The organism is Acidithiobacillus sp. HP-2, from assembly GCF_015100155.1.
Classification (GTDB): domain Bacteria; phylum Pseudomonadota; class Gammaproteobacteria; order Acidithiobacillales; family Acidithiobacillaceae; genus Acidithiobacillus.
Genome location: NZ_JACKZA010000013.1, coordinates 1 through 18,412, shown reverse-complemented (window position 1 = coordinate 18,412; position 18,412 = coordinate 1). Strand labels below are relative to the sequence as shown.

The 18,412-nt window shown below is 54.2% G+C and carries 20 protein-coding genes and 2 pseudogenes; 6 read left to right on the top strand and 16 right to left on the bottom strand.

The window, feature by feature from the left end:
* Positions 1-11: 11 nt before the first annotated feature.
* The gene (locus tag H7F11_RS11320) at positions 12-758 is read left to right on the top strand and encodes an outer membrane protein assembly factor BamD (RefSeq protein ID WP_227485450.1); all 747 of its coding nucleotides are present in this window, start codon (positions 12-14) and stop codon (positions 756-758) included.
* Between the two features lie 139 nt (positions 759-897).
* Here the strand turns inward: H7F11_RS11320 and H7F11_RS11315 are convergent, their stop codons facing one another.
* The 12 genes from H7F11_RS11315 to H7F11_RS11260 form a co-directional block, all read right to left on the bottom strand.
* The gene (locus H7F11_RS11315) at positions 898-1,236 is read right to left on the bottom strand and encodes a P-II family nitrogen regulator (RefSeq protein WP_193650903.1); all 339 of its coding nucleotides are present in this window, start codon (positions 1,234-1,236) and stop codon (positions 898-900) included.
* The gene (locus tag H7F11_RS11310; protein ID WP_193650902.1) at positions 1,223-2,884 is read right to left on the bottom strand and encodes an NAD+ synthase; all 1,662 of its coding nucleotides are present in this window, start codon (positions 2,882-2,884) and stop codon (positions 1,223-1,225) included. Before H7F11_RS11310 ends, H7F11_RS11315 begins: the two co-directional genes overlap by 14 nt.
* A complete protein-coding gene (gene sucD / locus H7F11_RS11305) occupies positions 2,884-3,756 on the bottom strand; it encodes a succinate--CoA ligase subunit alpha (protein WP_142089477.1) in 873 nt (290 codons plus the stop codon). The genes H7F11_RS11310 and sucD overlap by 1 nt, the downstream gene beginning before the upstream one ends.
* Positions 3,753-4,097 carry a hypothetical protein gene (locus H7F11_RS11300; RefSeq protein ID WP_024893552.1) on the bottom strand — a complete coding sequence of 115 codons (345 nt, stop codon included), beginning with the start codon at positions 4,095-4,097 and terminating at the stop codon, positions 3,753-3,755. Before H7F11_RS11300 ends, sucD begins: the two co-directional genes overlap by 4 nt.
* Before the next feature lies 1 nt (position 4,098).
* On the bottom strand, positions 4,099-5,262 hold the full coding sequence (gene sucC / locus H7F11_RS11295) for an ADP-forming succinate--CoA ligase subunit beta (RefSeq protein WP_193650901.1): 1,164 nt from the start codon (positions 5,260-5,262) through the stop codon (positions 4,099-4,101).
* A gap of 10 nt (positions 5,263-5,272) precedes the next feature.
* On the bottom strand, positions 5,273-6,562 hold the full coding sequence (gene icd / locus H7F11_RS11290; RefSeq protein ID WP_193650900.1) for an NADP-dependent isocitrate dehydrogenase: 1,290 nt from the start codon (positions 6,560-6,562) through the stop codon (positions 5,273-5,275).
* Positions 6,559-8,496: an aconitate hydratase gene (locus H7F11_RS11285; RefSeq protein ID WP_193650899.1), complete on the bottom strand. Its 1,938-nt coding sequence runs from the start codon at positions 8,494-8,496 to the stop codon at positions 6,559-6,561. The genes icd and H7F11_RS11285 overlap by 4 nt, the downstream gene beginning before the upstream one ends.
* Positions 8,497-8,653: 157 nt before the next feature.
* Positions 8,654-10,063, bottom strand: coding sequence for a glutamate--tRNA ligase (gene gltX / locus H7F11_RS11280; protein ID WP_193650898.1), 1,410 nt, complete (start codon positions 10,061-10,063; stop codon positions 8,654-8,656).
* Between the two features lie 99 nt (positions 10,064-10,162).
* Positions 10,163-10,642 carry a GNAT family N-acetyltransferase gene (locus H7F11_RS11275; protein ID WP_193650897.1) on the bottom strand — a complete coding sequence of 160 codons (480 nt, stop codon included), beginning with the start codon at positions 10,640-10,642 and terminating at the stop codon, positions 10,163-10,165.
* Between the two features lie 69 nt (positions 10,643-10,711).
* Entirely contained in the window at positions 10,712-12,007 is a 1,296-nt protein-coding gene (locus H7F11_RS11270) for a HEPN domain-containing protein (RefSeq protein ID WP_193650896.1), read from the bottom strand.
* 125 nt (positions 12,008-12,132) lie between these two features.
* Entirely contained in the window at positions 12,133-12,813 is a 681-nt protein-coding gene (locus H7F11_RS11265; RefSeq protein WP_193650895.1) for a hypothetical protein, read from the bottom strand.
* 86 nt (positions 12,814-12,899) lie between these two features.
* Entirely contained in the window at positions 12,900-13,547 is a 648-nt protein-coding gene (locus H7F11_RS11260) for a hypothetical protein (RefSeq protein WP_193650894.1), read from the bottom strand.
* A gap of 150 nt (positions 13,548-13,697) precedes the next feature.
* Between H7F11_RS11260 and H7F11_RS11255 the strand changes: the two are divergent.
* Together H7F11_RS11255 and H7F11_RS11250 are read left to right on the top strand one after the other, a co-directional pair.
* Positions 13,698-13,934 (top strand): annotated as a pseudogene (locus tag H7F11_RS11255) (phage integrase N-terminal SAM-like domain-containing protein); the annotation flags it as partial.
* Between the two features lie 370 nt (positions 13,935-14,304).
* Positions 14,305-14,550, top strand: a complete 246-nt coding sequence (locus H7F11_RS11250; RefSeq protein ID WP_031575767.1) for a FitA-like ribbon-helix-helix domain-containing protein — start codon at positions 14,305-14,307, stop codon at positions 14,548-14,550.
* 169 nt (positions 14,551-14,719) lie between these two features.
* Here H7F11_RS11250 and H7F11_RS11245 read toward each other — a convergent pair whose 3' ends face one another.
* The 3 genes from H7F11_RS11245 to H7F11_RS11235 all read right to left on the bottom strand — a co-directional run bounded on the left by H7F11_RS11245 (position 14,720) and on the right by H7F11_RS11235 (position 15,693).
* A complete protein-coding gene (locus H7F11_RS11245; RefSeq protein ID WP_193650892.1) occupies positions 14,720-14,983 on the bottom strand; it encodes a Txe/YoeB family addiction module toxin in 264 nt (87 codons plus the stop codon).
* Positions 14,980-15,222, bottom strand: a complete 243-nt coding sequence (locus tag H7F11_RS11240; protein ID WP_193650891.1) for a type II toxin-antitoxin system Phd/YefM family antitoxin — start codon at positions 15,220-15,222, stop codon at positions 14,980-14,982. The genes H7F11_RS11245 and H7F11_RS11240 overlap by 4 nt, the downstream gene beginning before the upstream one ends.
* A gap of 165 nt (positions 15,223-15,387) precedes the next feature.
* Positions 15,388-15,693: an addiction module antidote protein gene (locus H7F11_RS11235; RefSeq protein WP_319803363.1), complete on the bottom strand. Its 306-nt coding sequence runs from the start codon at positions 15,691-15,693 to the stop codon at positions 15,388-15,390.
* 59 nt (positions 15,694-15,752) lie between these two features.
* On the opposite strand from H7F11_RS11235, the gene tnpA reads away from it, so the two are divergent.
* The 3 genes and pseudogenes from tnpA to tnpC all read left to right on the top strand — a co-directional run.
* Entirely contained in the window at positions 15,753-16,127 is a 375-nt protein-coding gene (gene tnpA / locus H7F11_RS11230) for an IS66 family insertion sequence element accessory protein TnpA (protein ID WP_193650889.1), read from the top strand.
* Entirely contained in the window at positions 16,127-16,477 is a 351-nt protein-coding gene (gene tnpB, locus H7F11_RS11225; protein ID WP_215887811.1) for an IS66 family insertion sequence element accessory protein TnpB, read from the top strand. The genes tnpA and tnpB overlap by 1 nt, the downstream gene beginning before the upstream one ends.
* 71 nt (positions 16,478-16,548) lie before the next feature.
* A pseudogene (gene tnpC, locus H7F11_RS11220) lies at positions 16,549-18,063 on the top strand (IS66 family transposase); the annotation flags it as partial.
* A 37-nt stretch (positions 18,064-18,100) separates the two neighbouring features.
* Here the strand turns inward: tnpC and H7F11_RS11215 are convergent.
* Positions 18,101-18,412, bottom strand: a 312-nt coding sequence (locus H7F11_RS11215) for a transposase (RefSeq protein ID WP_193658147.1), incomplete at its 5' end; no start/stop codon positions are given.

Genomic DNA, 18,412 nt, shown 5'->3' with positions numbered 1-18,412 from the left:
TATTGTCCTTCATGCGCAAACGCTTACTTATTTCATTTTGTTGTACTGCCATTCTGGCCGGTTGTGCCAGCACTCCCCACAAAGGTGATCAGGCTGCGGAAACCCACGAATCGGCCGCCCAGATGTATCAGCCCGCCAAGCAAGCCATGGAACGCGGAGATTACACTTTAGCCATTCGCCATTATGAAGAACTGGAAACCCGCTATCCCTACGGTCCCTATGCGGAACAGGCGCAACTGGATACTGCATACAGTTACTACAAGAGTGGCGATTCCGAAGCCGCTGCAGCAGCCGCCGAACGTTTTATCAAGCAGCATCCGGCCAATCCCCATGTGGATTATGCATGGTATTTGAAAGGCATTGCCTACTATGAAGGCATCCAGGGCGCTGAATGGAATCCCAAACCCGCCGAAGAAGCCTTTAGCACTCTACAAACTCTGGCCACACGCTGGCCCCATAGTCCCTATGCTGTCGATGCCCGGCTGCGTATGGCCAAAATCATCGATATTCTCGGCAAGCGCAACCTGGACATCTGCAAGTTCTATTATGTGCGTCACGCTTACGTTGCGGCGGCCAATCGCTGTGACAATGTGGTCACCCGCTATCAGCTCAGCCCTTCAAGGGAAGAAGCCCTGTACTATCTGGTCCGCTCATACCGGCATCTCAACCTCCAGAATCAGGCAGAAACCGTAAGCAAGGTGCTCTCCTACAATTATCCCAAAAGCAAATATCTGGGTGATCTGGGCACTGGCCACTGAGCAAGGCTTCCTGAAACAGCACCTGGCCTGGGAGACCTGACCGCGACCTTGTCCGGGCTGCTCGCGTCAACAGCCCCCAGACCAACAGCCGAATCAGATAATCGCTGAGGGAGCAGCTGGCTGTCCCTGGTGAGCAGGATCAGACCGCCTCGGCACCTTCTTCACCAGTACGGATGCGAATCACCCTTTCCACAGCACTCACAAAAATTTTGCCATCGCCAATTTTGCCAGTACGTGCCGACTGTTCGATGGCTTCAATGGCGCGATCCGCCATGTCGTCGTCGACGACCACTTCCAGCTTGAGCTTGGGCAGAAAATCCACCACATATTCCGCCCCCCGGTAGAGCTCGGTATGCCCTTTTTGCCGTCCGAAACCCTTCACTTCCGTTACGGTCATTCCGGCCAGACCAATTTCCTGCAATGCCTCACGCACATCATCCAGCTTGAAGGGCTTGATGATCGCCTCAATTTTTTTCATGGTGTTGCTCCTCGTTCAGCTTATGATGACCACCCCAGGAAGCGTAGCCGTTGGTAATAGGATAGCGCCGATCTTTTCCAAATGCGCGGGTGCTGATGCGCACACCGGGAGCCGCCTGTCTTCTTTTATATTCGGCACGGTCAATCAACTTCAATACCCGCTGCACCGTGTCGACTGCAAAACCGGAGGCAATCAGTTCTGCCGCAGAACGATCCTCCTCTACATAGGCCGCAATGATGGCATCCAGCACCTCATAGGAGGGCAGACTATCCTGATCCCGTTGATCAGGCGCCAGCTCCGCCGAGGGCGGCCGACTCAATACCCGCTCGGGAATGACAAGGGCATCTTGGTTGCGGTAGCGGGCAAGACGATAGACCAGGGTTTTGGGGATATCCTTGATGACCGCAAAACCACCCGCCATATCACCATATAAGGTGGCATAACCCACCGCAATTTCACTTTTATTGCCGGTGGTTACCAGCAGGTGCCCAAACTTGTTGGAGTAGGCCATCAACAACCCGGCACGCACCCGCGCCTGCAGATTTTCCTCGGTGGTATCCACCGGGCGTCCCGCAAACAGCGGCGCCAGGGCCTGCAAATAGGCCTGGAAAACCGGCTCGATGGAAATCAGATCGTAGGAAACCCCCAGACTTTGCGCCTCGGCAATGGCATCTGCAACGCTCATTTCGGCGGTATAACGGGAGGGCATAATCAGGGCATGCACCTGCTCCGCTCCCAAAGCATCCACAGCGATTGCCAGGGTCAAGGCTGAATCCACCCCGCCCGAAAGGCCCAGCACAATACCCGGAAAATGATTTTTACGCACATAATCGCGGACCCCCAGAGTCAGGACCGCATAAACCTCGACCTCCGTATCGGCTGCCGCAATGAGCGCTGTATCGCCTTTAACCTGCAAACCCTGAGTGGTTTTTTCAAAATCCGTGAGGATGACCGCCGTTTCACAAATCGGCCCCCGGGCCACCAACCGACCCTGTGCATCCACCACAAATGATCGACCGTCAAAAACCAGCTCATCCTGACCACCCACCAGGTTCGCATAGCAGATGGGCATTTGTGTCTGAGTCGCCAGCGCCGCCAGCCGACCTTCCCTTTCCCCCTGCTTGTGCCGGTGGTAAGGGGAGGCATTGAGGACCACAAGTAACTCCGCGCCCTGGTCTCTGGAGGCTTGGGCCACTTCGGAACCACACCAGACATCTTCGCAAATGGCCACGGCGCAGGAGACTCCCGCACAGTCAAAAGTCAGGGGCTGGGTACCTGGCGTAAAGTAACGCAGTTCATCAAATACTGCGTAATTGGGCAGACAGTGCTTGTGGTAAACCGCTTCTACCTGACCATTTCGCAACAAGCTGGCACAATTATAAAGCCGCGTGTTGACGCGCTGGGGATGCCCCAACAACAAGGGTAAAGGCGTTTGCGCTGCCAGGGTTTTTACCGCTTCTGCGCAGGCCTGCACAAAGTCTTCACGCAGCAGCAGATCTTCGGGAGGATAACCGCATAAAGCCAGCTCCGGGGTTACCAGTAAATCGGCACCCCCAGCTTTTGCCTCCTGTGCTGCCTTCAGGATCAATGCCACATTCCGGTCGATGTCACCGACCCAGACATTGCACTGCGCCAGAGCGACGCGCATTAACGGCTCAACAAAGCTGCGGCGCGCATACCCAGTTCAGCCGGAGAATGCACACAATGTACCCCCGCCGCCTCCAGTACCGCGTATTTTGCCGCAGCAGTTCCGGCATTGCCGTCAATGATCGCGCCGGCATGGCCCATGCGCTTGCCCTTGGGCGCCGTTGATCCGGCAATAAAAGCCACCACTGGCTTGCTGACACTGGACTGAATATAGTGAGCCGCTTCTTCTTCCATGCGCCCGCCGATTTCGCCAACCATGATAATCAGCTCGGTTTGTGGATCCGCCTCAAAGAGCGCCAGCACCTCGACAAAACTCATGCCGATCAGTGGATCGCCACCAATGCCGACACAGGTACTCTGGCCGAGACCCAGGCGGGTGGTCTGCTCAACCGCCTCGTAGGTCAGGGTGCCAGAACGGGAGACGATGCCGACCTTGCCCGGACGATGGATGGAACCGGGCATAATCCCGATTTTTGACTGTCCGGGAGTAATAATACCGGGACAGTTGGGACCAATAAGACGCGCCGTCGAACCCGCCAGATAGTGTTTCACCATTAACATGTCATGCACCGGGATTCCCTCGGTAATGCAGACAATCAGTTCAATGCCCGCCGCAGCCGCTTCAATAATGGCATCGGCCGCAAAGGGAGAAGGCACATAAATCACACTGGCTTCGGCGCCGGTTTCCTGCACCGCATCAGCCACCGTATTAAAAACCGGCAAATCCAGATGGCGGCTGCCCCCTTTTCCGGGTGTGACCCCGCCAACCATGCGGGAGCCATAAGCCACGGCCTGCTGCGAATGAAAAGTTCCCTGCTTGCCGGTAAACCCCTGGCAGATAATACGGGTGTTCTGAGACAGCAATATGCTCATATATGCACCAACACAAGAATCAACAGTAAAATAATGACGGCTTCACCCAGCAACAAAAGCAGTATGTAAGGATTGCGCCGGACAACGGGCTGGGTATGATTCACATCGCTACGCAGCGCTGCGAGATCTTGACGGAGACCCTCCAGATCATCCACCTGGGCCACCGTTTTCAGTCGCTCGTCCAGAATCTGATCCAGCAGCACCGCCATTTCCGCCATGCGCTCGGCAGATTTTTGATCTGCGCCGCGTTTTACGTAGGCATCGGCCAGGCGTGAAATCAAGGGGCCGGAATTGCGCAACACCGGCCACAACCGCTGCAACCAGAAAATATTGATGGACACCTTAGCCCTGAGCGGCAGCCACCGCTTTCACAGCGGCATCCGTCAGACCATCGGCAGAAATCAATGACAGGCCACTTTCTCTCAACAAAGCCATCCCTTCCTCCTTGCGGGTTCCCTCCAGGCGCACCACTACCGGCAGATGGATGCCCACCTCGGCTGCGGCCTGAATAATGCCTTCTGCCAGCAAATCACAGCGGGTGATGCCTCCAAAAATATTGACGAGAATGGCTTTGACCCGGGTGTCGGACAAAATCAGCTTAAATGCCTGGGTGACCTTGTCTGCCGCCGCACCACCACCTACATCCAGAAAGTTGGCGGGTTCCCCGCCATGCAGCTTGATCATGTCCATGGTCGCCATAGCCAGTCCGGCACCATTGACCATGCAGCCGATATTTCCCTCCAGGGAAATATAATTGAGCCCAAACTGTCTGGCGACAATTTCCCGACCATCCTGCTGGGTGGAATCAAACAATTCGTCAGATTCGGGATGCCGGTACAAGGCATTGTCATCCATAACCAGCTTGACATCCAGCGCCAGCAGACGGCCATCACTGGTGACCGCCAGCGGGTTGATTTCGACCATCAACGCATCCAGCTTCTGGGCAAGACGATACATGCCCTGCATGATGCGGGTCAGCTGCTGCACCTGACTGGTATCCAGACCAAACTCAAATCCCAGCTGTCGGGCCTGAAAGGGCAAAAATCCGGTGCTGGGATTAACAACCAGCTTTTTCAAGGCTTCCGGCCGGGTTGCGGCCAGTTCCTCAATATCCATGCCGCCTTCCCGGGTGGCGAGAAAGGTAATTCTGGCCTGTGCCCGGTCCACCATCAGCGCCAAATACAACTCACGGGCGATACTGCTCGGTTCCTCAATCAGCAAAGCCGCCACATGCTGGCCCTGCGCACCGGTCTGGGCGGTAACCAATGGTTTTCCAAGCAGCTCCTGGGCGGTTTTTTCCACTCCGGCAATACTGTGGACTACCCGCACCCCCCCGGCTTTGCCCCGGCCTCCGGCATGCACCTGGGCTTTCACCACCCAGGCCGGGCCGCCCAGTTCACGCGCCTGATTCACGGCTTCACGCACCGAAAAAGCGGGAATGGCGCGGGGGACCGGAATCCCCTCTTCGGCCAACAAACGCTTGGCCTGATACTCATGCAGATTCATGAAAATTCCTTTAAAAACGGCGGATCAGCGCTGCCGTAAACTCTGTGGTGCTCAGTGCCGGCACATCACCCCGCAAGGCCGCCAGATCACCGGTGACTTCACCAGCCGCAATGGTGGCATTCATGGCCGCCACAATCGCCTGAGCAGCTTCTCCCCAGCCCAGATGCTCCAGCATCATGACAGCCGACAAAATCAGCGAGCTGGGGTTGGCTTTGCCCTGCCCGGCAATATCCGGTGCCGTACCATGGGTGGCTTCAAAAATCGCGTGGGTATCAGAAAGGTTAGCACCGGGTGCCATGCCAATACCCCCAACTTCTGCGGCCAGGGCATCAGAAACATAGTCACCATTCAAGTTCAGCGTGGCAACCACTGAGTAATCTTCCGGGCGCAGCAAAATCTGCTGCAGAAAATTATCGGCAATCACGTCCTTGATGATCAGCTTCCCGTCGGCAATGGCCTGCTGCTCAGCTTTTTGTCCTGCCGCCTTACCTTCTGCCTTGCTGATGGCGGCCTTTTGCCTCCAGGTAAATACCCGTCCGGCGAACTCCCGCTCCGCCAGGGCATAACCCCAGTCACGGAAACCGCCTTCGGTGAATTTCATGATATTACCCTTGTGCACCAGACTCACAGAGGGCTTGCCATGTTCCAGAGCGTATTGAATGGTACGCCGGATCAGACGTTCCGAACCTTCCGTCGATACGGGTTTGATGCCAATGGCAGAGCTGTCGGGAAAGCGGATTTTTGTGACGCCCATTTCTTCCCGTAGAAAACGGATGATTTTTTCTGCTTCGGGACTACCCGCAGGCCATTCAATACCGGCGTAAATGTCCTCGGAGTTTTCGCGAAAAATGACCATATCCACTTTTTCCGGATGCCGCATGGGGCTGGGCGTCCCCTCAAAATAACGCACCGGCCGGAGGCAGACATACAAATCAAGATCCTGACGCATGGCCACATTCAGGCTACGAATCCCCCCGCCCACCGGAGTTTCCAGAGGACCTTTGATGGCGACTTTATATTCCCGAATGGCGGCCATGGTCTCATCGGGCAAATACTGCCCTTCACCATACAGTTGCACGGCCTTCTGACCTGCAAACAACTCCATCCAGGCAATCTGCCGCTGTCCTCCATAGACTTTGGCCACTGCCGCATCCACCACACTGCGCATGGCCGGGGTTACATCACAACCAATTCCGTCGCCTTCAATGAAGGGAATAATGGGTTGATCAGGCACCTGCAACACCCCATTCAGCAGCGTCAAGGGACTGCCTGTTGCGGGTTTCTGAATATGGGTCGTCATGACACCTGCTCCAGTTGTTCGCTCGCCCAGGACAAGGCCCCACCCTTCAAAATCAATTCCAGATCACGGGCGCTGGCAAGTTGCGGCATCGCTTCAATATCCAGACCCTGCGTCTCATCGCGCAACATCAGGGATTTCCCCAGAGTCAGGCCCGACAGATCGAGGCCCAGCTGATCACCCGCCTGCACCTTGGCGTAATCTTCAGCATGCACAAAAGTGAGCGGCAATATCCCGAAATTAATCAGATTGGCGAGATGAATCCGGGCAAAAGACTGTACCAACACCCCCCGAACGCCCAGATAGCGCGGTGCCAAAGCAGCATGTTCGCGGCTCGACCCCTGACCATAATTATGACCCGCCACAATAAAACCGCCGCCGGATGCCTTGGCCCGACTCGGGAAAGTTTCATCCACCATATGAAAAACAAATTCGGAGATTGCGGGCAGATTGGAGCGCAACGGCAGCACCTTGGCCCCCGCCGGCATAATATGATCGGTCGTGATATCGTCTTCGAGACGAATCAGCACCTCGCCTGCCAGATGCGCGGGCGCGGCCTTACCTGCCGGTAACTTGGCAATATTCGGACCGCGAATAATTTCAACCTCCGTGCCCTCAGGCGCAGGGGCCAGCACCATGCGATCATCCACCAGGAACTGTCCTGGCAAATCGACGTGAATAGGTGCCAGGCCCAAATCGCGGGGATCAGTAATCTCGCCAGTCAGAGCGCAGGCCGCACAGGTTTCCGGACTCGCCAGATAAACCTCGGCGTTTTTGGTGCCGGAACGCCCGTAGAAATTACGATTGAAGGAGCGTACGGAAACCCCCTGGGTGGGTGGTGCAAACCCCATCCCGATGCAGGGTCCGCAGGCAGATTCCAGAATACGTGATCCGGCACCAATAAAGTCCAGCAACCCGCCATCCTTGGTGACCATTTCCATGACCTGACGGGAACCCGGAGAAACTCCCAGACTGACGCCGTCGGCAACCACCTTGCCCTTGAGCATCTGGGCGACGGTCATCAGGTCGGTGTAGGAGGAATTGGTACAGGAACCGATGGCCACCTGGGCCACCTTGGTTCCGGCCACTTCCCGCACTTTTTTGACATTATCCGGGCTATGCGGACAGGCAATCAGGGGCTCCAGCGTATCCAGATTGATTTCGAGCACTTCGTCGTAACTCGCATCCGCATCAGCCACCCACTCGGACCAGGTCGCTCCACGCCCCTGGGCAGCAAGATAGTCCCGGGTAACGCTATCACTGGGGAAAACACTGGTGGTAGCCCCCAGTTCCGCCCCCATGTTGGTGATGGTCGCGCGCGCAGGGACACTCAAATGTTCCACACCCGGGCCGAAATACTCAAAGACCTTGCCCACCCCGCCTTTGACGGTTTTCAGACGCAGTACTTCAAGAATGATGTCCTTGGCACTGACAAAGGGCTGTAATTTTCCCGTCAGTTTGACGCCCACCACTTCCGGCATATTCAGGTTGAAGGGCAAACCACCCATGGCCAGGGCAATGTCCAGTCCGCCCGCGCCAATAGCCAGCATTCCGGCACCGCCAGAAGTCGGCGTATGGGAATCCGAACCCAACAAGGTACCACCCGGCTTGGAAAACCGTTCGAGATGTACCTGATGGCAAATGCCATTGCCCGGCCGACTGAAATGGACCCCGTATTTCGCGGCAAAGCTCTGCAGAAACCGGTGATCGTCCGCATTTTCAAAGCCGGACTGCAGCATATTATGATCGACATAGGAAACAGACAGTTCAGTGCGCACCCGAGGCAGACCCAACGCCTCAAACTGCAAATAGGCCATGGTTCCGGTGGCATCCTGGGTGAGCGTCTGATCAATACGGATAGCTATCGGACTCCCCGCCTTGAGGGTGCCACTCACCAAGTGCGCGGCAATAATTTTCTGGGTGACGTTCATAGCCATGAGCTGATCTCCTGAGCTGGAAAATACGATCGGGAACTGCGCTTGACTCCATCATCGCAAATGAACCGCCCGACGCCAAGTATCAGCAGCTGCTAAAATCCCTGAAAATTGGAAGGATGCGCGTATATCACCCAACCCAAATTGCTTGGGACTGCGCTCAGACCGCCTCAAGCCAGCTGCGAGCATGACGGATACGGGCAAGCGTCTCGTCTTTTCCCAACAGCGCCAGGGTACCATCAATAGGCGGGGAAACCGCGCGCCCTGCCACGGCAACCCGTAAGGGCTGGGCGATTTTTCCCATTTTCCCCTCGGCATGACTGACTGCCAACTCCTGAATGGCGCTGTGAATGGCCGCCGCCGTCCAGACCGGCAAGGCTTCCAGATGCTGGAGGAGACTCTCCAGCAAAGCGCCCTGACCATGAAGATGTTTTTCTACATCCTTGACCTCACCCGTCACTGGCGCCAGATAAAACATGCTGGCGGCCCCGGCCATTTCTACCAGGGTCTTGGCGCGCTCCTGCAATAAGGCGACAACCGCAGACAAGTCAGGGCCTTGGGCCAGACTCGCCTCGGTGATGCCCTGGGCGTCCAGATATGGCCGTAAATGCTGAGCCAGGCCCTCGGGACTCAGCCGTTGCATGTGCTGGGCATTAATCCACAGCAATTTTTCCGGGTTAAACGCCGAAGCCGCTTTATTGACGGTATCAATCTGAAAAAACTCAATCATTTGTTCGCGACTGAATATTTCTTCGTCACCATGCGACCAGCCCAGACGAATCAGAAAATTCAGCAGGGCGTCCGGCAAAAATCCCTGCTCCCGATATTCCAGCACACTGACAGCACCGTGACGTTTGGAAAGTTTCTGCTTGTCCGGCCCGAGAATCATCGGTACATGGGCGTAAACCGGAAGATTTGCACCCAAGGCCTGCAAAATCTGCATTTGTCTGGGAGTATTATTGAGATGATCATCGCCCCGGATAACATGGGTAATGCCCATATCCCAGTCGTCCACCACTACACAGAAATTGTAGGTAGGCGTTCCATCAGAGCGGGCGATGATCAGATCATCCAGTTCACTGTTCTGAAAGCTGACACGACCATGAATCAGGTCTTCTACCACCGTTTCGCCCGTATCCGGACTGCGAAAACGGATAACCGGTGCCACCCCCTCACGGGCGGCACTGCGTGTCCGGCAACGCCCGTCATAACGGGGCTTTTCACCGCGCGCGCGTTGCTCTTCACGCATGGCATCCACTTCTTCACGGCTGCAATAACAGTAATAGGCAGTCCCTGCTGCCAACATCTGCGCCAGCACTTTCCGATAACGATCCATGCGTTGTGTCTGGTAAAAAGGGCCTTCGTCCCAATCGAGCCCCAGCCAGGCCATGCCCTCAAGGATAGCCGCTGTTGCTTCAGGCGTAGAGCGCTCCAGATCCGTATCTTCAATGCGCAGCACAAAACGCCCCCCCTGGCGGCGGGCATGTAACCACGAATACAGCGCGGTGCGGACACCCCCAATATGTAAATAACCAGTAGGACTCGGCGCAAAACGGGTACGAACAGACATGAGCAATCAACCTGCAGCAGTAAACCTAGAGTCGAATGATAACAGGCACGCTCTGGCTTCGGTATCCTTGTAAACAATCCGATACGTTAGGCTGGCAACTCACAGAACCACCTTTAACTTACGGCCACCAGAAATAGCGAAGCCTTCACGCTCATAAAACGCCAATGTTTTATCAAACTGTGGCAGCGGTGGCGTCGTAACTTCTAGGCGCTTCCAGCCCCGAGATACGCCAAAAGATTTCGCTTGGGATACGAGGCGGAACCCCACATTGTTTGAGCGGTATTCGGGGCGGACATAAAGCTCTGGTATGGTTCCAAAAGAGCCTTCAGCGTAAAGGGCGTGGCTTTCATACAGTGCAAGGAACCCGACTGCTTTTTTGCCTTCATCGTGAGCGATAAATACGAAGTATTTTTCGCGATTGAGAAAGTCCCTGAGCCTGACAGTTGTTTCTTTCAGATCGAAGTTGAATGCTTGAACACCAATAGTGTTCATTATTTCACTCAGCAACTCGCCAACCATGACGGCGATTTCATGGGAATCGCCCGGTGTAGCTGTTTTGATGGTTATGTTCGCGTTCATCTCGTGCGGCCTAACGCCCAGGTTAACCGGCAAAAATGCGGAGCATTTTTGTCCGCGTTGAACCTACAGTTAGGTTTCTTCGCTACTGTCCGCCTCATGGCCGACGTTAGGTCCGATTTCCGTGTTTGCAAGCCCGTTTTCAGAAACTTCGTAAATTTTTCTCTTTAGAAGGTTAATGAAATATTGTGTGCGAGAAACATTCTCTGAAATTGCTGCGGGAGGCACTATAACGCTTGGTTCATGAACCATATAATTCCTCAGTCGGAACAAATTTCGAATATCTTTTCTTTCACCGCGAGAAAGAATCCTGAAGTCTCGCGTAATTATGTTGACGAGGCTGCTAACATTTGTCCCCCTGCTTTTTATAAGCTCCTCTCTTTCGGCCGCCCCTGACAAAAGGATGACTAGCTTGTATAGAAGCATATGAAACTCGTTCCACTTGCTTATGAATTCATTGTAGCTGTCATTCTTTGTCGTTGCTACGTTCTCGGACACCAACTCTCTGTCGTCCTCAGTGATTTTTAGTTGATCGAGATTTTCAATAGCTTGAGTAAATTTTGGTGCTAGTTCATCTCTGAGACGCACAATCTCTTCGAATTCTGGTCTGCCAATAGGTCGATTATGGGCAATTTGATTCCGTCGCTCATACAGTTTGTCCCATCTGGATCTAAGGTATTCATTTTCGCAATTTACAACTTTGGAGAAAAATCGGTCCCAATTAGATCTGGGTATCGCTTTTTTTAACTCTTCTAGATCTAAGTCCTCAATCTTTGTTGCTTGGCGAAGGCGGTCAATGATGGCGGAAGGATTTGTGGTCGCATACTCTTTGAAGAGGAAATTAGAAAGTTGGATGAAGTCCACCTCGTAAAGGTAATCATTATCCAGCTTGGCATCCTTTGTTCTAACGGATTCCTGCACCTCTTTAGGAATGGCCTCACGAGTCCAGCCTAGACCAACATTGATTAGCATGAATTTTGTTATTAACTTCCTTAGTGTATTTTCAATTTCATGCACTATTGGGTAAGCATTCTTGGCATAGTTGGAGCTAACCCCATCCCAAAGAACTTGCGGAGGCCTCCCGCCAGCTTTTGATAAAACGCCGCGAACACTCCTCAAGAACTCCTCAAACTTCTCTATTTTGCTGTCGTCGGTTAAGGTGAATTTGACGTGAAAGAATCGCTGTTTATCGCGCTGAATTTCCCCATCCTGAACGTCATATTGAACTTTGAGAGTTGACCAGGTCAAGTCTGAGTTTTGTATGGCAACGCCTTCTATTGTCTTGACCAAGTTGTTGAATCCTATGATTGTTTTACAAAATTGGTCTTTTTTATCAATAGTTATCAGATACTCGACTCTATGTGTCACTTAAGTTCTCCTGGAATTCGTGCGCGTACGACTATGTGTCTTGGAAACCTAACGTTCAAGGTCAGGGGCCTGGCGCGACTTTATGCGCCAAGTCTCCTGCACCGCAGTATTTAGCCATTGGCGGCTCAAATATGTGGTTGCAGATCACAGTAAATTTTCTCGACGTTCTTTAGCGACGTTTCTGTGAATGGAAGAACTGACATCCCGTTATCCTTGAAGAGGAAGTCCACCCAAGTAATGACTTGTGTTTGAGCCACGTTATTCGGGACAAGCATTTGGGTTCTCGGGTCGATAGGCACGCCCATGACGCTGACACCACCACCAAACGTCACGCCCTGCCCCCAAGAAACAGTACCTCCACCCCGTGAAACCGTTACTTGGCGTGATTCGGTTCTGGTTTGCTCGACTAGGTCTTGGTGCTTGTTGTCATTGTTCAATCGATTGAACTGACCGAGCCACGGATCACGGTATGGCTGAACACTTTCCAGAATGCCGAAGACGACCGTGCTTGTTGCTTGCAGACCCGGATAGTCACGACTTACGGCTTGATTAAAATCGGTTGCAGTTGCCCGAATGGGAAAGTAGAGCCTGTCCGGTGATTTCGCCGAAGGACAATGCGTTTCAAAAATGTCATGCGCAAGATAATCGAGACAAGAGCGGAGATTCTCAAAAATGTTTTTGATATCGACCTTCAAGTCTTCGCGTACGTGCTTTTCGTGAAGCGATGCGTCGTATGCGCGTTTGAGATCAGCGAACACGGTTTGAGATTTTCGCAGCAGAGCTTCAATGCTAGACGCGCGTTTCATCTGTGATCTCCTATGGCTAACGGGGAGGTAACCGGCCTGCGCCGCTTTTCGCGCAGGTCCAGTTGACCGAAAGGTTATGCGTCGCGTTAATCAAGGCGCACCATCAATGCACCAGGACCTTCGGGTTTTGAGAATTCAATATGCGATGCAAGACGATCGAGTATGGCGGTAGCCTCGCGATAAATAGCACCAATATCGACACTCCACTTCATGTTATAGAATTTGCGCTCTGAGGAGATGTAAACCCGAATTGGATATACGCGCGGGCTAAAAGCCTCCCAATGTGAGAGCACCATATTATAAGCGGCCATTGGAGACGGCGCGCTTTTAGCCGTGGTTAGCGAGACGTTCGCTTCATCGAGGTATTCATCAAAGTGTTCAAGCGTATTGCGTACCTTTGCGTTCAGCATCTCCGTGAGAGGAATTCCATCGAGCGATTGCCGTAGCGCGGACGCTCTGGCTTTCCTTAATCGGAACTGCCTTCCAGACTCACCGTTTAGCCTTGCGCTCGGCGTCACAACGAGCTTCTTCAAGTTTGCGGCATCCGAAAGAAGCGATGCAATAACAGCGTGCAATTCTGGACTTACCTGAAGTAAATACCCCTGCTCGGGCACATTGGCTTCAGCAAATAGTCGATCAGCCTTTGTCTTGATTCCGTGTGCCAGCCACCATAGCTCATGGAAATAGAGCGAGAACAACTTTGTGTCTTCAAGTTTCAGGTCAGGACGATTCATTACCGGTTACCGTAGAGACGCATAACGTATTTTAGATTCCAGAATGCTACCACCCAAGCATTGTCTAATACAATATTAGTAGTAATCAACATACTGCATATTCATGACACTTCCCATTGCGCAATAATTTAACAGCCTAAAATTTCCCAGATGAAAAACACCCAAGCACATCCCAGCAACCCGCCCAAGCTTCTGGATCAGCTGCGCGCCCGCATCCGGACGATGCATTACAGTATCCGCACTGAAGAAGTTTATACTGATTGGGTGCGGCGTTTTATTTTGTTCCATCGGAAGCGCCATCCCCAAAATATGGGGGCCGCTGAGGTGGAGGCTTTTCTGAGTTACCTCGCCAATGAGCGTCACGTTTCGTCATCCACTCAAAATGAAGGAGCTTTCCACGCAAGCAATAGCAGAGTTTGATGCCGAAACCCGCTTTAGGGCCATGACCGCTAGAGGTGATGTAACTAAAGGCCTTGCCGTTCTCGATATGCTCGACAGTGCTTTCTCGCTCTAACGCCTGGGCTCGTGCGTGTGGCCGCCGACCTGGCTTTCTGATTCAGCGACCTCTTGTTCCTCGCCAACTACGAGGACGTGACCCTGATGACTTTTGTCCGATTGGTGAAGTCAGTTATTCAACGCGCCACTTGTCAGAAGGTGTCCCTTTGACAGAGAGGTTAGCCTCTGCCTGCGAAGGGCACCGCCGTTGACCTGAACCAAGACCGAAACCATAATGGTGCCAATTTGGTTGGAGATTGGCATGCCTACGACTTTGACCCTGAAGGGTATCCCGGACGACGTATACGCGCGCTTGAAGGAGACAGCCGAAGTACACCGGCGCAGCCTTAACAACGAAGCAATCTCGGTGCTTGAGACGGCGCTGCTGCCGCGCAAGGCGACTGCTTCGGACAGGATCACGCGCGCACGCGCGTTGCGCGCACCACTGGAGCAGGGGGCATTTGCAGCGAAGGACATTGATGAATTCAAGCGGCAAGGGCGGCGATGATCGTAGTTGACTCGAACGTTATTGCCTAATTGATGATCTCCTCGTGATGAGCATGAACCAAAGCCAACGCCTCATTGATCTGCTTATGAGAAAGCCCTTGATTCAACGCCGAGTTAAACGGTGCCCCGGGCGCAGCCCGGTAATCCATTTAACGATTTGTTATGTTTCTTTATTCATAATGTGTCCATAGTCGCAAAATCTTGACGATATGCTCCTGCTCCAGGACTTCGTACACAATGCGGTGCTGGATATTGATTCGGCGGGAATATGCGCCGGCAAGATCACCAACGAGTTTTTCGTACGGCGGTGGATTTTGATAAGGATTCTCCTCAAGCATCTTCAACAAGTTCACTGCCTTTTCCTTCAGGCCTGATGCAGCGAGCTTCTTCGCATCTTTTTGCGCGTGCTGGATATAAACCAGCTGCCACCTCACCAATCGAGATTCTTCGCACATTCAGACGCTGGCGTTTTCATGCCCTCTTGAATCGACTCGCGCATTCCCGGGACGGCAAGCAAATGGAGTGTTTCAGATATCGCATTCCAATCTTCTTCCGAAATCAGAACAGCGTTACCGCGTTTGCCTTTTATGACAATGGGTTGATGAGAATCTGCGGCTTCATCGATAAGGCTGTACAGCTTCGATCTCGCCTCTGTCGCGTTGAGTATGGTCATGCTTCCCCCTCCCTGGATTTAAGCGTACGCTATTACGCACGTTTGCTCAAGGCCGATTTTTTAACATGACGTTCAACGTAACCGGCGACCAGGGCCTGAAGGACAGAGGGAACTTGCCAGCGTAGCTGGCAGGGCGTCCGGTTGACAGAGTGGCCGGGCACCTTGTTACGAGCGACTTGCCTCGGCATGAAGCTTCAAACCGAGAGCGCCGACGACCTTGAGAATTGTGTCGAAGCCGGGACTGCGTTCGCCGGAAAGCGCCTTATAGAGGCTTTCGCGAGAGAGTCCCGCATCGCGGGCGACTAGGGCCATGCCTCTGGCACGGGCAATATCGCCAAGGGCCTTGGCGATAAAAGCGGCATCTCCGTCCGCCTCTTCAAGACAAGCTTCGAGATAAGCGGCCATCTCTTCTGGGGTTCGGAGATGTTCTGAAACGTCGTAGCGAGGTAACCGGTAACTGAGCGGCGTTATATCCTGAAATTTTCAGAGGTGCAGAATAATCTTCCAGGACATGACTGAGGAGAAAATACATGGTGCCATCAACACCGCCCAGGAGATCCCCGCGCCGCAGCGCCCAAGCCTGGCAGGCATTACTGGATGAACAGGCAGAAAGTGGTGTGACGGTGACGGCTTTTTGTCATAAGGCATGCATTAGTCCGGCCAGTTTCTATCGTTGGCAAGGACGGCTGCGCAAGGGATTACCGGATACCGGAGGGAATTCCGCCGGGACGCTGAGTCCTGCTATTCCGGCTGTCACCGCCCCTCAGCCTATCCCTGATTTTGTCGATTTGGGCGCGCTGGAAGACCTGCCCTCTCCGGCCCGACGGGAAGCAGACGCTGCGCATCGACTGGAACTCTGTCTGGATCTGGGCGATGGCCTGATTCTGCATCTGGTGCGGGGCTGATGTTTTTCCCGGAAGGTCGGGTACGGGTGCATCTCTGCGGCCAGCCGGTGGATATGCGTAAGTCTTATGATGGGCTGTATGCGCTGACCCGCAGCGTCCTGCGCCAGAACCCCCTGTCTGGACACCTCTTTGTGTTCATCAACCGGCGGGCGACCCAGATGAAGGTGCTGTATTGGGATCGCACCGGATTCTGCCTGTGGGCCAAGCGTCTGGAGCGCGGTCGTTTTCTCCCGGACTGGCAGAAAGTGGTGACCCGGGAGATGGATTGGACGGATCTCAAGCTGCTGCTCGAAGGGATTGTGCCGGGCACGCAGCGCAAGCGCTATCAGGTACCGGAACCAGCGGAATAACATGCTTTTTTTACGCCGTTTCGAGGCCTTTTTTATGGACAGAATCAGTGATTATTGCTATGATTTTACACATGAAAAATGTCACGGCAGCGGCCTTGTTCCCGATCCCCTTAAGCCTTGAAGAGGCCGCCGCCCTGTCCCCGCAAACCGTCCTCCTGGCCGTGCAGGGATGGCTGCATACCGAACAACAATTAACGGCCTTTCAGCAGCAAATGACCGCTTTCCAGGCACAGATCGACGCACTCAAACATCAACTGGACTGGTTCAAGCGCCAGACCTTCGGCCAGAAGAGCGAAAAGCGGATTCCCGAAGCTCCGGCCCAGCAGCTGACCCTGGCCGAGGCGCTGGGCATAGCCACCCCGGTACCCCCGGCAGAAGCGCCCACCCGCCGCATTCCGGCCCATACCCGCAAAAGCCCCTGCAGCAAGGCCGAAGACCGGGCCGAAGCGGTCCCCTTCTTCGATGCCGATCAAGTCCCGGTCACCACCATTGAAGTCCCCAACCCCGAAATCGCGGGCCTGACCCCAGAGCAATACACCGTCATCGGCACCAAGGAAACCTACCGTCTGGCCCAGCAGCCCGGCAGTTATGTGGTGATCAAATATGTCCGTCCGGTCATCAAGCGTCTCGACACCCAGGTTATCCATTGCCCCGCCGCCCCCGTAGGCGTCCTTGAAGGCAGTCGCGCCGACGTCAGCTTCGCCGCCGGAATGGTCGTCGATAAGTTCCTCTACCATCTGCCGCTCTACCGGATTCATCAGCGGTTACAGGATGGCGGTTTTACCCTGAGCCGACCGTGGCTGACCCGGTTGATACAACAGATTGTGGGGCTGCTGGAACCCATCTATGACGCGCAGTTGGCCTCCATCCGCACCTCCCGGGTGAAGGCCATGGATGAAACCCCCATCAAGGCCGGTCTGAAAGGGCCGGGCAAAATGAAACAAGGGTACTTCTGGCCGGTGTATGGCGAGCAGGATGAGATCTGCTTCCCCTACTGTGAAAGCCGCCGGGCAGAGCATGTGGATCAGCTCCTGGGTCTGACCGCCCCTCCCGGATCGATCCTGCTGACGGATGGTTATGCGGCCTACAGCCGTTATGTCCAAAAAACGGAAGGACTCACCCATGCCCAGTGCTGGGCGCATACCCGCCGGGAATTCTACGAGAGCCAGGATGTCGATCCACAGCGGGCTGCCGTCGCGCTGGACCTGATTGGCCAGATCTATGCAGTGGAAGCCGAAATTCGGGAGCAGGGCCTGAAAGGCGCGCAAAAGCACGCGCTCCGGCTGACGAAAGCGAAGCCTTTGGTCGAAGCCTTCTTCACCTGGGTGGCGGATACCGCCGCCGATACCGGCCTGCTGCCCAGCAACCCCCTGAGCAAAGCCTTGGCCTATGCCCACAAACGCCGGGCAGGGCTGGAAGTCTTCCTCAGTGATCCGGAGGTGTCCATGGACACCAACCATCTGGAACGCGGACTCCGGGTAATCCCCATGGGAAGAAGAAACTGGCTGTTCTGCTGGACGGAACTGGGGGCCAAACAGGTGGGTATTGTGCAAAGCCTGCTCGCCACCTGCCGCCTTCACGAGCTATAGTCAAATCTGGTGTATGAGTATTTTCTGACATAGATCAGGCGGCGGTCTGTTGATCATCCGGCAGGGTGAGGTTAGCCGGTATGCCATCGATAAATTTCACCCCTGCAAAAAGCTGCAGGACTTTCTCTGGAGCATAAATCCCAATCCAGCGTTTTTCAGCCTGCTGCAGCATCTTGAAACCCAATCCCAGAAAGCTGCTGCGTGATACACAGTTCTTCGTCCGGGTAGTCCGGTGGCGTACCGTAGCGAAGGTGGACTCAATGGCATTGGTGGTCCGGATATGCCGCCAGTGTTCGGCCGGAAAATCATAGAAAGCGAGCAATTCCTGTCTCTTATACACATCACG

What these genes read in the sequence shown, in the direction of transcription:
- H7F11_RS11320 (WP_227485450.1), top strand. Translation starts at nt 12, where the DNA reads ATGCGCAAACGCTTACTTATTTCATTTTGTTGTACTGCCATTCTGGCC.
- H7F11_RS11315 (WP_193650903.1), bottom strand. Translation starts at nt 1,236, where the DNA reads ATGAAAAAAATTGAGGCGATCATCAAGCCCTTCAAGCTGGATGATGTG.
- H7F11_RS11310 (WP_193650902.1), bottom strand. Translation starts at nt 2,884, where the DNA reads ATGCGCGTCGCTCTGGCGCAGTGCAATGTCTGGGTCGGTGACATCGAC.
- sucD (WP_142089477.1), bottom strand. Translation starts at nt 3,756, where the DNA reads ATGAGCATATTGCTGTCTCAGAACACCCGTATTATCTGCCAGGGGTTT.
- sucC (WP_193650901.1), bottom strand. Translation starts at nt 5,262, where the DNA reads ATGAATCTGCATGAGTATCAGGCCAAGCGTTTGTTGGCCGAAGAGGGG.
- icd (WP_193650900.1), bottom strand. Translation starts at nt 6,562, where the DNA reads ATGACGACCCATATTCAGAAACCCGCAACAGGCAGTCCCTTGACGCTG.
- H7F11_RS11285 (WP_193650899.1), bottom strand. Translation starts at nt 8,496, where the DNA reads ATGGCTATGAACGTCACCCAGAAAATTATTGCCGCGCACTTGGTGAGT.
- gltX (WP_193650898.1), bottom strand. Translation starts at nt 10,063, where the DNA reads ATGTCTGTTCGTACCCGTTTTGCGCCGAGTCCTACTGGTTATTTACAT.
- H7F11_RS11275 (WP_193650897.1), bottom strand. Translation starts at nt 10,642, where the DNA reads ATGAACGCGAACATAACCATCAAAACAGCTACACCGGGCGATTCCCAT.
- H7F11_RS11265 (WP_193650895.1), bottom strand. Translation starts at nt 12,813, where the DNA reads ATGAAACGCGCGTCTAGCATTGAAGCTCTGCTGCGAAAATCTCAAACC.
- H7F11_RS11260 (WP_193650894.1), bottom strand. Translation starts at nt 13,547, where the DNA reads ATGAATCGTCCTGACCTGAAACTTGAAGACACAAAGTTGTTCTCGCTC.
- H7F11_RS11250 (WP_031575767.1), top strand. Translation starts at nt 14,305, where the DNA reads ATGCCTACGACTTTGACCCTGAAGGGTATCCCGGACGACGTATACGCG.
- H7F11_RS11240 (WP_193650891.1), bottom strand. Translation starts at nt 15,222, where the DNA reads ATGACCATACTCAACGCGACAGAGGCGAGATCGAAGCTGTACAGCCTT.
- tnpA (WP_193650889.1), top strand. Translation starts at nt 15,753, where the DNA reads ATGGTGCCATCAACACCGCCCAGGAGATCCCCGCGCCGCAGCGCCCAA.
- tnpB (WP_215887811.1), top strand. Translation starts at nt 16,127, where the DNA reads ATGTTTTTCCCGGAAGGTCGGGTACGGGTGCATCTCTGCGGCCAGCCG.